General features: G+C 63.6%; 13 protein-coding genes. 2 read left to right on the plus strand and 11 right to left on the minus strand.

Features of this window, described 5'->3' with window-relative positions; genetic code table 11:
* Positions 1-35 precede the first annotated feature (35 nt).
* The 4 genes from phnE to APH30_RS00770 are packed head-to-tail and all read right to left on the minus strand — an operon-like array spanning position 36 to position 3,281.
* A complete protein-coding gene (phnE, locus tag APH30_RS00755; protein WP_054911412.1) occupies positions 36-803 on the minus strand; it encodes a phosphonate ABC transporter, permease protein PhnE in 768 nt (255 codons plus the stop codon).
* A complete protein-coding gene (locus tag APH30_RS00760) occupies positions 800-1,627 on the minus strand; it encodes an ABC transporter permease (RefSeq protein ID WP_054911413.1) in 828 nt (275 codons plus the stop codon). The genes phnE and APH30_RS00760 overlap by 4 nt, the downstream gene beginning before the upstream one ends.
* Complete coding sequence (locus APH30_RS00765) at positions 1,621-2,430, minus strand: phosphonate ABC transporter ATP-binding protein (RefSeq protein ID WP_054911414.1); 810 nt, start codon at positions 2,428-2,430, stop codon at positions 1,621-1,623. The genes APH30_RS00760 and APH30_RS00765 overlap by 7 nt, the downstream gene beginning before the upstream one ends.
* A complete protein-coding gene (locus tag APH30_RS00770) occupies positions 2,427-3,281 on the minus strand; it encodes a putative selenate ABC transporter substrate-binding protein (RefSeq protein ID WP_009682057.1) in 855 nt (284 codons plus the stop codon). Before APH30_RS00770 ends, APH30_RS00765 begins: the two co-directional genes overlap by 4 nt.
* Before the next feature lie 241 nt (positions 3,282-3,522).
* Here APH30_RS00770 and selD point away from each other — a divergent pair, with 241 nt between their 5' ends.
* Positions 3,523-4,557, plus strand: a complete 1,035-nt coding sequence (gene selD, locus APH30_RS00775) for a selenide, water dikinase SelD (protein ID WP_054911415.1) — start codon at positions 3,523-3,525, stop codon at positions 4,555-4,557.
* Positions 4,557-5,669 carry a tRNA 2-selenouridine(34) synthase MnmH gene (gene mnmH, locus APH30_RS00780; protein ID WP_054911416.1) on the plus strand — a complete coding sequence of 371 codons (1,113 nt, stop codon included), beginning with the start codon at positions 4,557-4,559 and terminating at the stop codon, positions 5,667-5,669. Before selD ends, mnmH begins: the two co-directional genes overlap by 1 nt.
* 240 nt (positions 5,670-5,909) lie before the next feature.
* Here the strand turns inward: mnmH and APH30_RS00785 are convergent, their stop codons facing one another.
* The 7 genes from APH30_RS00785 to cyoE all read right to left on the minus strand — a co-directional run bounded on the left by APH30_RS00785 (position 5,910) and on the right by cyoE (position 11,891).
* Complete coding sequence (locus tag APH30_RS00785; RefSeq protein WP_054911417.1) at positions 5,910-6,296, minus strand: lysozyme inhibitor LprI family protein; 387 nt, start codon at positions 6,294-6,296, stop codon at positions 5,910-5,912.
* Positions 6,297-6,316: 20 nt separating this feature from the next.
* A complete protein-coding gene (locus tag APH30_RS00790; protein ID WP_054911418.1) occupies positions 6,317-6,856 on the minus strand; it encodes a hypothetical protein in 540 nt (179 codons plus the stop codon).
* An 11-nt stretch (positions 6,857-6,867) separates the two neighbouring features.
* The gene (locus APH30_RS00795) at positions 6,868-7,431 is read right to left on the minus strand and encodes a GNAT family N-acetyltransferase (protein WP_009681616.1); all 564 of its coding nucleotides are present in this window, start codon (positions 7,429-7,431) and stop codon (positions 6,868-6,870) included.
* Positions 7,432-7,601: 170 nt separating this feature from the next.
* Positions 7,602-7,985: a YkgJ family cysteine cluster protein gene (locus APH30_RS00800; protein ID WP_029886718.1), complete on the minus strand. Its 384-nt coding sequence runs from the start codon at positions 7,983-7,985 to the stop codon at positions 7,602-7,604.
* Between the two features lie 126 nt (positions 7,986-8,111).
* A complete protein-coding gene (locus APH30_RS00805; protein WP_054911419.1) occupies positions 8,112-9,239 on the minus strand; it encodes a hypothetical protein in 1,128 nt (375 codons plus the stop codon).
* Positions 9,240-9,457: 218 nt separating this feature from the next.
* Positions 9,458-10,666: an alanine transaminase gene (gene alaC / locus APH30_RS00810; RefSeq protein ID WP_054911420.1), complete on the minus strand. Its 1,209-nt coding sequence runs from the start codon at positions 10,664-10,666 to the stop codon at positions 9,458-9,460.
* Between the two features lie 337 nt (positions 10,667-11,003).
* Entirely contained in the window at positions 11,004-11,891 is an 888-nt protein-coding gene (gene cyoE / locus APH30_RS00815; protein ID WP_029886721.1) for a heme o synthase, read from the minus strand.

An 11,891-nucleotide genomic window follows, 5' to 3' on the forward strand; every position in this document is an offset into this window, starting at 1 on the left:
GGATTTTCGGGCTGCCTTGTGGCCCTGGCTATCGGTCAGGCCCGCACATAACGCTGGCGCAACACATCACTGAGCAGGTCCACCAGCAACACCAGCACCAGCATGCCAAGGATCACCGTGCTGGCCTGGGCTTCCTGGAACAGGCTCAAGGTGGTGTACAGCATCTGCCCCAGCCCCCCCGCCCCGACAAACCCCAGCACGCTGGCCATGCGAATGTTGTTCTCCCAGCGGTACAAGCTATACGCCAGCAACTGCGGCCACACATTGGGCAAGGTGCCAAAGCAGAAGGCCGCCACCTGGCTACCCCCCTGCAAACGGATCGCCGCCGCAGGCTCTGGCGGCGCGTTCTCCAGCGCCTCGGCAAACAACCGCCCCAGTACCCCGGCAGTGTGCAGCGCCAGGGCCAGGGTGCCTGCATTGGGCCCAAGCCCGGCAGCCAGCACGGTGAGCGCCGCCCACACCAGCTCCGGAATGGCGCGCAGGGCATTGAGCAGCAACCGCGCAGCGCCCTGCAACGGCCAACCGAAGCGGCCCGCCGCCGGCAGCGCCAGCAGCATCCCCAGCACCATCGCCAACAGGGTGCCCAGCCCGGACATGGCCAGGGTCTCCAGCGCCCCGTGCCATACCGCCTTCAGGTGCCCGGCAGACCAGTCAGGGTGCAGGAAGCGCCCGGCGTATTCGCCCATCTGCCCCAGGCCGCCATTGCCGACCAGTGCTTGCAAGTCCAGCTGCAGGTAGGCAAACGAGGCCGCTACTGCCGCCACGATGGCCCCCAGCAGTAGCAGGTTGATCACCCGGTTCATGCCAACCTCCAACGCAGCAAGCGGCTGAGCAGGTCGGCCAGGATCACCAGCAACAGGAAGGTCAGCAGCATGCTGGCAACCTCGGCACCCGCAAACATGCGCATCGACAGGTCGATCTGCTGCCCCAGCCCCCCGGCGCCAACAAAGCCCATCACCACCGAAGCCCGTACCGCGCATTCCCAGCGGTACACGGTGTACGACACCACCTCGGCGGCAGCATTGGGCAGGATGCCGTAGAGGAACGCCGCCAAGCGCCCGCTGCCCGCGTGCAACAAGGCATGTGCCGGGCGCTGGTCGACCGATTCGAAAATCTCGGCATAGACCTTGCCGAGCATGCCGCTGTAGGTGATGGCAATGGCCAGTACCCCTGCCGTCGGCCCCAACCCCACCGCACGCACGAACAGCAACGCCCAGACAATCTCGGGCACGCTGCGCAGGAAAATCAGCAACCCGCGCACAGGCAGGCGTACCACCCGTGACCCGAACCTGGCCCGTCCGCCCCTGGATGCAGCGCGCAACGACAACGCCCGGCTGGCCAGCAAGCCAGCCGGGATCGCCAGCAGCAATGCCAGCGCCATGCCGGCAGTCGCCACGGCCAGGGTCTGCAACGTGGCGTCGTACAGCAACGCAAGGAAATCGGCGTCGTGGGCCGGTGGCCAGAACGCGCGGGTGAACTGGGCGATCTGCTGCCGGTTCTCTGCCTGCAGCAGCACACCGGGGTTCAGCTCGCTCAACTGGATACCCGGCCACAGGACGGCCACAGCCAGCACGGCCAGCAGCAACCGCGGCAATAAGGCCGGGTCGCGGGTGCTGGCATTCAGCATCGCGGAATGTGCACGGTCAGGGGTGCCCCAGGGGTTGGCGGCGAAGCCAGGTGTTCATTGGCGTACAACGCATCCAGCATCTGCTTGGTGACCGCAGTGGCCGGACAGTCGAACGCCACCTGCCCCTCGCGAATACCGACCACCCGAGGGAAATGCGCCAGCGCCAGCTCCACCGCATGCAGGCTGGCCACCAGGGTAACGCCATGACGCTGGGCATGGCGGTTGAGCAAAGCCAGGCTGTGGTCGGCCAGCACCGGGTCCATGGCCGACACGGGTTCGTCGGTGAGCAGTACCTGCGGCCGTTGATACAACGCGCGCGCGATGCCGACCCGTTGCAACTGCCCGCCGGACAGTTGCCCGCATTGCACGAACAGCTTGTCGGCCAGGCCCAGTTCAGCCAGAACCTGCCGAGCGCCTGCGACATCGCTGGGGTACAGCAGGTTGAACAAGCCGCGCAGCAGCCCCCACTGCCCCAGGCGCCCTGCCAGCACTGCCGTGACCACCCGTTGGCGCGGCGGCAAGGGTGGCGCCTGGTGTACCAGGCCGACCCGCGCACGTAAGCGTTGACGCGCCCGCACCGACAACGCCCAGGGCTGCTCGCCGAGCAGTTCCAGGCGCCCGCTGCCAGGCCGCACGGCCGTGGCCATCAGGTGCAGCAAGCTGGACTTGCCCGCGCCCGAAGGCCCGATGATGGCCACGCGCTCGCCCTGGTCGATCTGCAGGCTGACGGCATCGAGAGCGCGCACCTGACCGTGGCGCAGGCCGGCGCCATGCAGCTGGATGGCCGCGTTCGAGGCTGTCACTTGAGCAGGCCGGCCTCACGCGCCGCTTGCTCGGTGCCCACATAGTTCTCGGCCTTGGTCTCGATGAAGCGGCTGGCGGCCTGCAGGTCGAGAATCGCCTTGTCCGCCGGGTTGGCCGGGTCGAGGGCGAGGAAGGCCTGTTTGATCTTCTCTTTCAGCGCCGGGTCCATGTTGCCGCGCACGGTCCAGTTGTAGTCGAAATAGGTCGGTGTGGTGGCGAATACCTTCACCTTGCTGGTATCGACCTTGCCGGCGTCCACCAGCTTCTGCCAGACGCTGGCATTGAGCACACCTGCGTCCACTTTGCCCGCCTGCACCCACGCCACGGTGGCGTCATGCGCACCGGAATAGGCCACACGGCTGAAGTAGTCCTCAGGCTTGATGTTGTCTTGCTTGAGCATGAAGTAGCGCGGCATCAGGCTCCCGGACGTGGACGAGATGGAGCCGAAGGCAAACGACTTGCCCTTCAGGTCAGCCAGGCTTTTCACGTTGGGGTCGGCGGTGATGAACTTGGAGGTGAACTGCGCATCCTGCTCACGCTGCACCAACGGCGTGACGGTCGGGTCCTTCAGGTGAACCTGGACGAAGGTGAACCCACCCAGCCAGGCCAGGTCGAGGCGGTCGGAAGCCAGCGACTCGACCACAGCCGGGTAATCGGCCACCGGCACGAACTTCACTTCCATGCCCAACTGCTTGGCCAGGTACTCGCCCAACGGCTTGAACTTGCGCTGCAGTTCGGTGGGTGCTTCATCTGGGATGGCGCTGACCCGCAAGGTTTCAGCGGCCTGCACGACAACGGCACAGCAGGACAGCACAAGGCCAGCGGCGAGCGCCAGGGGGCGTTTGAGCATGGGGGGTTCTCCGGTTCAATGGCGGGGAAAAGCGGCTGCGAGTCGCAAGTCGCAAGTCGCAAGCTGCAAGCTGCAAGCTGCAAGCTGCAAGCTGCAAGCAAAAGCAGCCTGCATGTGGCTTTTGCTTTTGCTTGAAGCTTGAAGCTTGAAGCTTGAAGCTGGCCCAAGGAATTATAAGAGGCACAGGCGCAAAGGCCAGCTTTGCTACAATCGCGCAACAAATTGACCTGCTGAGGTACGTATGAGCGAGCCGATTCGCCTGACCCAGTACAGCCACGGTGCCGGCTGTGGCTGCAAGATTTCCCCCAAGGTGCTGGACGTGATCCTCGCTGAAAGCGGCACCCAGGCCCTGGACCCGAAACTGTGGGTCGGCAACGCCTCACGCGACGATGCCGCGGTATACGCACTGGACGACGAACGTGGCGTGGTCTCGACCACCGACTTCTTCATGCCGATCGTCGATGACCCCTATGACTTCGGTCGAATCGCCGCCACCAACGCCATCAGCGACATCTACGCCATGGGCGGCGACCCGCTGATGGCCATCGCCATCCTTGGCTGGCCTGTCAACGTGCTGCCACCGGAAGTCGCCCGCGAAGTCATCCGCGGTGGCCGTGCCGTGTGCGCTGAAGCCGGTATTCCTCTGGCCGGCGGCCACTCCATCGACGCCCCCGAGCCCATCTTCGGCCTGGCCGTCACCGGTGTGGTCAGCAAGCGCCACCTCAAACGCAACGACACCGCCAGTGCCGGCTGCCAGCTGTACCTGACCAAGCCACTGGGCATCGGCATCCTCACCACTGCCGAGAAAAAGGCCAGGCTGCGCGCGCAGGACCAAGGCCTGGCCCGTGACTGGATGTGCACCCTCAATACCCCCGGCAGCCGCTTTGGCAAGCTGGACGGGGTCAAGGCCATGACCGACGTCACCGGCTTCGGCCTGCTCGGCCACCTGGTCGAACTGGCAGAAGGCAGCGGCCTTACCGCGCACCTGGACTACGCCGCTGTACCCCGCCTGCCCAGTGTCGACCACTACCTGGCCGAGGGTTGCATCCCCGGCGGCACCCTGCGCAACTACGACAGCTACGGACACAAGATCGGTACGCTCAGCGACGACCAGAAGCACCTGCTGTGCGACCCGCAAACCAGCGGTGGCCTGCTGGTGGCAGTTACCCCGGAAGGTGAAGCAGAGTTCCTGGCGGTGGCCGCCGAACTGGGCCTGCAACTGGCGCCGATCGGCAAGCTGGTCGAGCGACAGAGCCACGCGGTCGAGGTGATCTGATGCGCCCCGACTGCACCGATTTTCGCCAGCTGTTCCTCGACGACATGCCGATGATGGACATGCGCGCGCCGGTCGAATTCGCCAAGGGCGCCTTCCCCGGCGTGGTCAACCTGCCGCTGATGAACGACCAGGAGCGGCAGAAGGTCGGCACTTGCTTCAAGCAACAGGGCCAGGCCGCCGCCATCGCGCTGGGCCACCAGTTGGTCAGCGGTGCTACCAAGCAGGCCCGCCTGCAAGCCTGGGTAGCCTTTACCCAGGCGCATCCCGAGGGCTACCTGTACTGCTTCAGGGGCGGCCTGCGCTCGCAGATCGTGCAGGGCTGGCTGCGCGATGAAGCGGGCATCCAGTACCCACGCGTCAAAGGTGGCTACAAGGCCATGCGTAACTTTCTGCTGGGGACGACCCAGCAGGCGGTGGCCCAATGCGATTTCGTGCTGGTCGGCGGCCTGACCGGCACCGGCAAGACCGATGTGCTGCAGCAACTGGACAACGTGCTCGACCTGGAAGGCCACGCCAATCACCGCGGCTCCAGCTTCGGCAAGCGCGCCACGGCGCAGCCGGCGCAGATCGATTTCGAGAACCAGTTGGCCATCGATGTGCTGAAGAAGCGTGCCCGAGGGGTCGAGCAGTTCGTGCTGGAAGATGAAGGCCGTATTGTCGGCAGTTGCACGTTGCCGCTGGAGCTATACCAAGGCATGCAGCGGTATCCGCTGGTGTGGCTGGAGGACAGCTTCGCTAACCGCGTGGAACGCATTCTTCGCGACTATGTGATCAACCTGAGTGCCGAGTTTATGGCCGTGCATGGCGAGGAAGACGGTCGCCGCCTGTTTGCCGAGCGCATGCTGCAGAGCATGGCCAACATCCACAAGCGCCTGGGTGGCGAACGCTACCAACGGCTATCGGAAGTTTTGCGCCAGGCCCTGGAAGAACAGCAGCGCAGCGGCGCGGTGGACCTGCACCGGGGCTGGATCGAGGGTTTGCTGAACGAGTACTACGACCCGATGTATGCCTACCAGCGGGCAGCCAAGGCCGAACGCATCGAGTTTGCCGGGGATGCCGTGGAAGTGCGCGAGTACCTCAAGGCCCGGGCACTGCGCCAGCGACACCTGTAAAACCAGGGTCGCTTCGCGCCCCATCGCAGGCAAGCCAGCTCCCACCTCGATCGCATCGACTTCAAATCCTGTGCAATCCCTGTGGGGGCAACTGTCGTGCTCAAAAGCCATAAGCTGGCGCAATCCCTGTGGGAGCTGGCTTGCCGGCGATGAGGCCAGTCCAGGCAATACAAGACAGTTGCTCCCAACACTACCCCCTGTGGGAGCGGGCATGCCCGCGAAGAGGCCCGTACAGGCAACTCACTGCTCCGGGCTAAGCACCCGCTCCAGCTCCGCCGCGCGGTCGCGGGTCATGCTCATCATGCAGGTACCGCCTTCCAGCTGCGCCATGGTCCCGCCACTGGCCTGCACATGAAACTGGCAATTGCCATCGCGGTACGCCAGCCACTTGCGCTGCACATCGCGCAAGCTTTTCTGCTGCCCGGCATCCAGCTTGCCCATCAGTTGCTTGTACACCCGGTTCAAGCGCTGGTCCTGCACCTGCGTCTCGGCCCCGATGCACTCACTCATGGCCACCGTGCTGGAGGCCTTGTCCATGCACCGCACGTAGGCCGCCGTGTAGTCATCGGCCACGGCCAATGGCAGCACGCAGGTCAGTGCCAGCCCTGCCAGGTATTGCTTGCACATGCCAACTCTCCTTTTAGGTATCAAAGCGTCTGGGGTTGCACCGGCGGCATCAGCACCTTGCCCGGCTCGAATTGCAGCGCTGGCATCTGTGTGGCGGCATAAACCGCCACACCCAACGCCGCAATCAAGGCCACATCAAGCCAGTTCCAACCGGGCATGTCCTCAGCGCTGCGGGCCTTCCAGCAATACCAGGCCTGGCCCAGGCAGAACACGCCCATCGCCGCCAGCCACAGGTAGAAGCCGGCACCAAACCCGCTCAGGTCATGGAATTCATAAGTCTGGTTATCCGGCAGACGGGTGATGCCGAAGCTGCTGCCCGCCAGGTAAGCCGCCGCCAACCCGGCCAGCAATGCCAGCCGGCGAAAGCGCCGGTGGGCAAGGATGGCCAACGCCAGCAGCGGGTTGGCAAACCATTGGTGCAAGCCGAAGGGCAAGCCCCATGGCCCGTACAGCAGCATCTGCAGCGCCGGCATGTGATGCCCGCCATTCATGTGCGCGCCGTTGAAGAACAGGGCGAGCAAGTACAGCAGCAGGCTGATGCTCAGGTAGAAAACGGGCAAAGGGCAAATTCCTAGGCGACCGGGGGCTCAAGCAGCAGACCATAGATGCCGGAGTCGGACAACTCACCGGCCACGCACCAGCGCGCCCGCAGGGTGCCTTCAAGCACGAAACCTTGCCGTTCCAGGGTGCGTGCCGAGCCTTGGTTGCGCGGGTCGATCTCACCTTCCAGGCGGCGCATGTGCAGGGTGTTGGCCAGGTAATCGATGAAGCAGGTGAGCGCTTCATCCATGTAGCCCCTGCCCTGCACGGCGCTGGCCAGGCAGTAGCCGATCTCGCCACGGCGGGAAACATCGTCGATGTTGAACAACTGGACCATGCCGATGAGTTCACCGTTGTCGCGGCGGTACATACCCAGCTTGAGCTGGTCGCCATTGGCATAGGCTTCGCGGTCGGCGGCCAGGGCGCTTTCGGCCTCGGCCAGGTTTTGCCAAGGGGCATGGTGCCAATAACGCATGACCTCGGGGTCGGCCATGATCGCCAGCCACTGCGCGGCATCGGCATGGCGCATGGGGCGCAGTTGCAGGCGCGGGCTGTCGAGGCAGAGGTCACTGGGGAAACTGCGGGGTGGGGTCACGCCGGATCTCCTGTCCATTGCTGGGGAGATGACAGTTTAACGTCAAGCGCGAGGTTACGGCATCCCGGGGCTGCTGCGCAGCCCATGGCGACCCAACACCTGAGCTTTGCGCAGTACCTGTGGGAGCTGGCTTGCCGGCGATAGGGCCAGTGCAGGCCAGCGAAAAAGCGTCAGGCCACCTCGGCCCCATCATCCGGCCAATGCGGCTCGTTGGCCCCAGGCGGTGTCAGCGGTGGCAGGCCATATGCTGCCCGGGCAGCGTCACAACTGGGGTTATGTACCCCACCCTCCCACGACGCCTCGAACTCACGGCAGGGGCTGGAGCGGTTGGCATAAATGGTACAGGCCACCTCTTTGCCAACCTCGCCCTGAAGGGCGATACAGCGGCACGGCTTGGCATCGGTGCCGATCATGGCCACACGGGTAGGGTTGACCTGCACTACCAGGTCATCCGGGACAACGCCCCCGGCAGACTGGCATTCGCCCCAGAAGAAAGACACACGGAAGTACCCGCAGCAGGCGCCGCAGTCAAGGCAAGGGTTGTATTCGGACATGATGGCACGGAGGGAAGGTTGTTGTTATCGGGTCTGGCCCGCGGCGCCATTCTCAGTCCAAGCAGGGGCGGCTGGATAGAGGGGCAATGCAAAAAAAATTGCCGCTGATCCGGCCGCCTGGCAACGCTAGCAGATGGCTTTGTAAGTGTCGGCGTCCCAGCGCTGCAAGGCCAGGCCCGTGCTGGGTTCGTAGGCTGTACCCTGCACCTCGCTAAAGCGCATGGGCGCTTGACCACAGTGCACCAGGCGGTCGTCCTTCTCACCCTCGGTGAGCACGGTATAGGACGCATTCCGCATGGCCTGGTACTGGTCGTCCGCCGCTGCCATTTGCTGGTGATACTGCATCAACTGGCTGTCGGTCAACGCCAGGCGCTTGCCCAACTGCACACCCCAGCGGGCCAGGCAGACTTCAGCAAAGTGGCGAACGATCAACCCCGGTTCAGCCAACGCCTTGCCTGCGCCCGCGCCGTCAACCGATGCGTTGCCTACCAGCGTGGCGTGCCGGCCAGGCATTGGATAAATGCAGATGCGTGTGGTGCTCGCCACGGCAGGAACCACGCAGGCAAACCCTTTGGAACGCTCATCCCGCGAATAGAACCCCACGTACTCCTTCACGTTGCCGGCCAAGCTGACCCGCTGCTGCTGCACATTGCCAACCCCCGGTACCGGGTCGATGGCAAAGATGTTCACCGGTATGTCGCGCAGTACAGGGTCTTGTGCCATGGCATTGGCCAGCATGTGGCAACTGATCCCTCCCCTGCTCCAGCCCACCAGGTTGACCTGGGTCGGCAGGCGCGGCTTGCGGAACATACTGATGATGCCCTCCTGCAATTGCTGCGGTGTTGGGTGGCGGGCGCCGTAGCTGTAGTTGCGCCAGAACCATGAGGCCGCAGACCTGGCATCCGGTATCGGCACCCCAGCTTGCTTCAGCCGCTCGTATTCTTCCTTGCTCAGTTCGTTGCGCTGCCAGTTGCTTTCGCCTTTGATCACCTGCAGCACGTGGTTGACGTTTTCTTCCCAGCCGCGACCAAACAGCTGCCCGGTCCAGTTGTAATAGCCACCAGGTTCCACGAACAGGTTGTCATCCTGAAGGTTGCCGCTGCCTGGACCATCGACAGCAATCCAATGGGCGAACTCGTGGCCCTGCTCGTTGCTGGCCAGGGTCGAAACCAGCTCGCCGTTCCAGAAGTTGGGGTTGGCGTGGTCGAAGCGGTGCGAGCCGGTGCCGCAGAAATAGGCGGTGAAGACACTCATGGGGGGGATCCCTTCGGTGAGAAATGAGTGCCGAAGGTAGGTTGGCCGAGCCTTGGAATGCAGGCGGAAAGCTCGCCCGGCTGAAGATCCTGGGGCTGCTTTGCAGCCCTTTCGCGACACAACGCCGCTCCCACAGGTACAGCGCAGCTTTCGGATGCTGCGTGGCCCCTGTGGGAGCGGCCTTGTGTCGCGATGGGCCGCAAAGCGGTCCCTAAAGCTTACTTGCGAGCCAGCCCGTCAGCCCGGAACATCTGCCGGATACCGCGAATGGCCTGACGAATGCGGTCCTGGTTCTCGATCAGGGCAAAGCGCACATGATCATCGCCGTAATCACCGAAACCGATGCCCGGCGACACGCATACCTTGGCCTCGGCCAGCAGCTTCTTGGAAAACTCCAGCGACCCTAGGTGTGCATACGCCGGCGGGATTTTCGCCCAGACGTACATCGACGCCTTGGGGTTCTCGACCATCCAGCCCAGCTCGTGCAGGCCTTTGACCAGCAGGTTGCGGCGCTGGCGGTACTGCTCGGCAATGTCGCGCACGCACTGCTGGTCACCTTCCAGGGCAGCGATGGCCGCCACCTGCAGCGGGGTGAAGGTGCCGTAGTCGTGGTAGCTCTTGATCCGCGCCAGCGCATTGACCAGCTCGGGGTTGCCGACCATGAAGCCAATGCGCCAACCCGCCATGTTGTAGCTTTTGGACAGGGTGAAGAACTCCACCGCAATGTCCTTGGCGCCCGGCACCTGCATGATCGACGGGGCTTTCCAGCCGTCATAGACGATGTCGGCATAGGCCAAGTCATGCACCACCAGCACACCATACTGCTTGGCCAGTGCCACCACACGCTCGAAGAAGTCCAGCTCCACGCACTGCGCGGTGGGGTTGGACGGGAAGCCAAGGATCATCATCTTCGGCTTGGGTATCGACTCGCGAATGGCGCGCTCAAGCTCGTTGAAGAAGTCCACCCCCGGCACCAGCGGCACGGAGCGCACCTGGGCGCCGGCGATCACCGCCCCGTAGATGTGGATCGGGTAGCTGGGGTTGGGCACCAGCACGGTGTCGCCCTGGTCGAGGGTGGCGAGCATCAGGTGCGCCAGGCCTTCCTTCGAACCGATGGTGACAATGGCTTCGCTCTCCGGGTCGATGTCGACTTCATAGCGTTCCTTGTACCAGTTGGCGATGGCCCGGCGCAGGCGCGGAATACCGCGCGAGGTGGAATAGCCGTGGGTGTCTTCACGCTGGGCAACCTGCACCAGCTTCTCGACAATGTGCGGCGGCGTGGCGCCATCGGGGTTACCCATGCTCAGGTCGATAATGTCCTCGCCACGGCGGCGGGCAGCCATCTTGAGCTCGGCAGTGATGTTGAAGACGTAAGGGGGGAGACGATCGATGCGCGCAAAGCGGCGCGGCGAACCTGGGTTGGCCATGGTTTCCTCTGAGAACGTAAGCGCCCGGAACCGTCCGAGCGACGCTGGCCGATGTGGCGGCCTGGATCAGAAGATAATGCCGAGACAGGATACCTGTAAAGGACAAATTCCTGTTTTTTTAGATCTTTTCAGAAGTATTTTTTGAAAATACAGGATTTATGTTTTCCTGCGCTGGCCTCTTCGCGGGCTCGCCCGCTCCCACAGGGTTACCCGCAGCCCCTGGGACCTGCGCCGTACCTGTGGGAGCGGGCAAGCCCGCGAAAAGGCCGGCACAGGAAAAACACCCATAAAAAAACCCCAGCACATGGCCGGGGTTTTCGTGAAACAGGCAGCTATTTCAGCGTGCGTATGTCATCAGCACGTCCGCAGCGGTTTGGCTGTCCACACCCATCATCACGCTCAGGGCAGTGACGGTGAGGATGGAGAAGCCGAACACCTTGCGTGCCCACTTGCTGTCATCCTCGGCCTTGTAGCCACCCCAGGCCATGTACAGCCAGTACAGGCCCATGGCAGCTGCCACGGCCAGGTAGCCGAGGCCGGCGTAACCGCCGAGGGTGAGCATCAAGGTAGCGAGCACGAAAGCCAGTACGTACAGCACGATCTGCTTCTTCGCCGCCAGAATGCCGCGCGCCACCGGTAGCACCGGAATGTTGGCAGCGCTGTAATCCTTGAAGCGGAAGATGGCAATGGCAAAGCTGTGCGGCATTTGCCACAGGCTGAACATCACCAGCAAGGTTACCGCAGCCAGGTCGAAGCTGTTGCTCACGGCACAGTAGCCGATCACCGGAGGCATGGCACCCGACAGGCTGCCGACCAAGGTGCCGTGCACCGACTTGCGCTTCAGCCACAGGCTGTAGAAGCCGACGTAGACGACGAACCCTACTGCTGCGCAGAACGCCGACAGCGGGTTGGCCTGGACATACAGCAGGCTGAAACCCGCCACCCCAAGCAGGGTGGCGTAGATCAGCGCGAGGGGCAGCGACATGCCGCCCTGAACCATCACGCGGTTCTTGGTGCGCTCCATCTTGTGGTCGATGTCACGGTCGATGCAGTTGTTGAACACGCACCCGGACGCCACCACCAGCGAAGTACCGATCACCGCCGCCAGGAACAGGGCGAAATCCACATGGCCCTTCGAGGCAAGGAAGAAACCGCCTGCCACGGAAAGCACGTTACCGAAAATGATCCCCGGTTTGGTGATTTGGATAAAGTGCTTAACGGACAT

This window comes from Pseudomonas sp. NBRC 111127, assembly GCF_001320345.1.
Taxonomy (GTDB): domain Bacteria; phylum Pseudomonadota; class Gammaproteobacteria; order Pseudomonadales; family Pseudomonadaceae; genus Aquipseudomonas; species Aquipseudomonas juntendi.

Excerpts from the sequence above, each read along its gene's own strand:
- APH30_RS00770 (WP_009682057.1), bottom strand. The coding sequence starts at position 3,281 with ATGCTCAAACGCCCCCTGGCGCTCGCCGCTGGCCTTGTGCTGTCCTGC.
- APH30_RS00760 (WP_054911413.1), bottom strand. The coding sequence starts at position 1,627 with ATGCTGAATGCCAGCACCCGCGACCCGGCCTTATTGCCGCGGTTGCTG.
- phnE (WP_054911412.1), bottom strand. The coding sequence starts at position 803 with ATGAACCGGGTGATCAACCTGCTACTGCTGGGGGCCATCGTGGCGGCA.
- selD (WP_054911415.1), top strand. The coding sequence starts at position 3,523 with ATGAGCGAGCCGATTCGCCTGACCCAGTACAGCCACGGTGCCGGCTGT.
- mnmH (WP_054911416.1), top strand. The coding sequence starts at position 4,557 with ATGCGCCCCGACTGCACCGATTTTCGCCAGCTGTTCCTCGACGACATG.
- alaC (WP_054911420.1), bottom strand. The coding sequence starts at position 10,666 with ATGGCCAACCCAGGTTCGCCGCGCCGCTTTGCGCGCATCGATCGTCTC.
- cyoE (WP_029886721.1), bottom strand. The coding sequence starts at position 11,891 with ATGTCCGTTAAGCACTTTATCCAAATCACCAAACCGGGGATCATTTTC.
- APH30_RS00800 (WP_029886718.1), bottom strand. The coding sequence starts at position 7,985 with ATGTCCGAATACAACCCTTGCCTTGACTGCGGCGCCTGCTGCGGGTAC.
- APH30_RS00785 (WP_054911417.1), bottom strand. The coding sequence starts at position 6,296 with ATGTGCAAGCAATACCTGGCAGGGCTGGCACTGACCTGCGTGCTGCCA.
- APH30_RS00805 (WP_054911419.1), bottom strand. The coding sequence starts at position 9,239 with ATGAGTGTCTTCACCGCCTATTTCTGCGGCACCGGCTCGCACCGCTTC.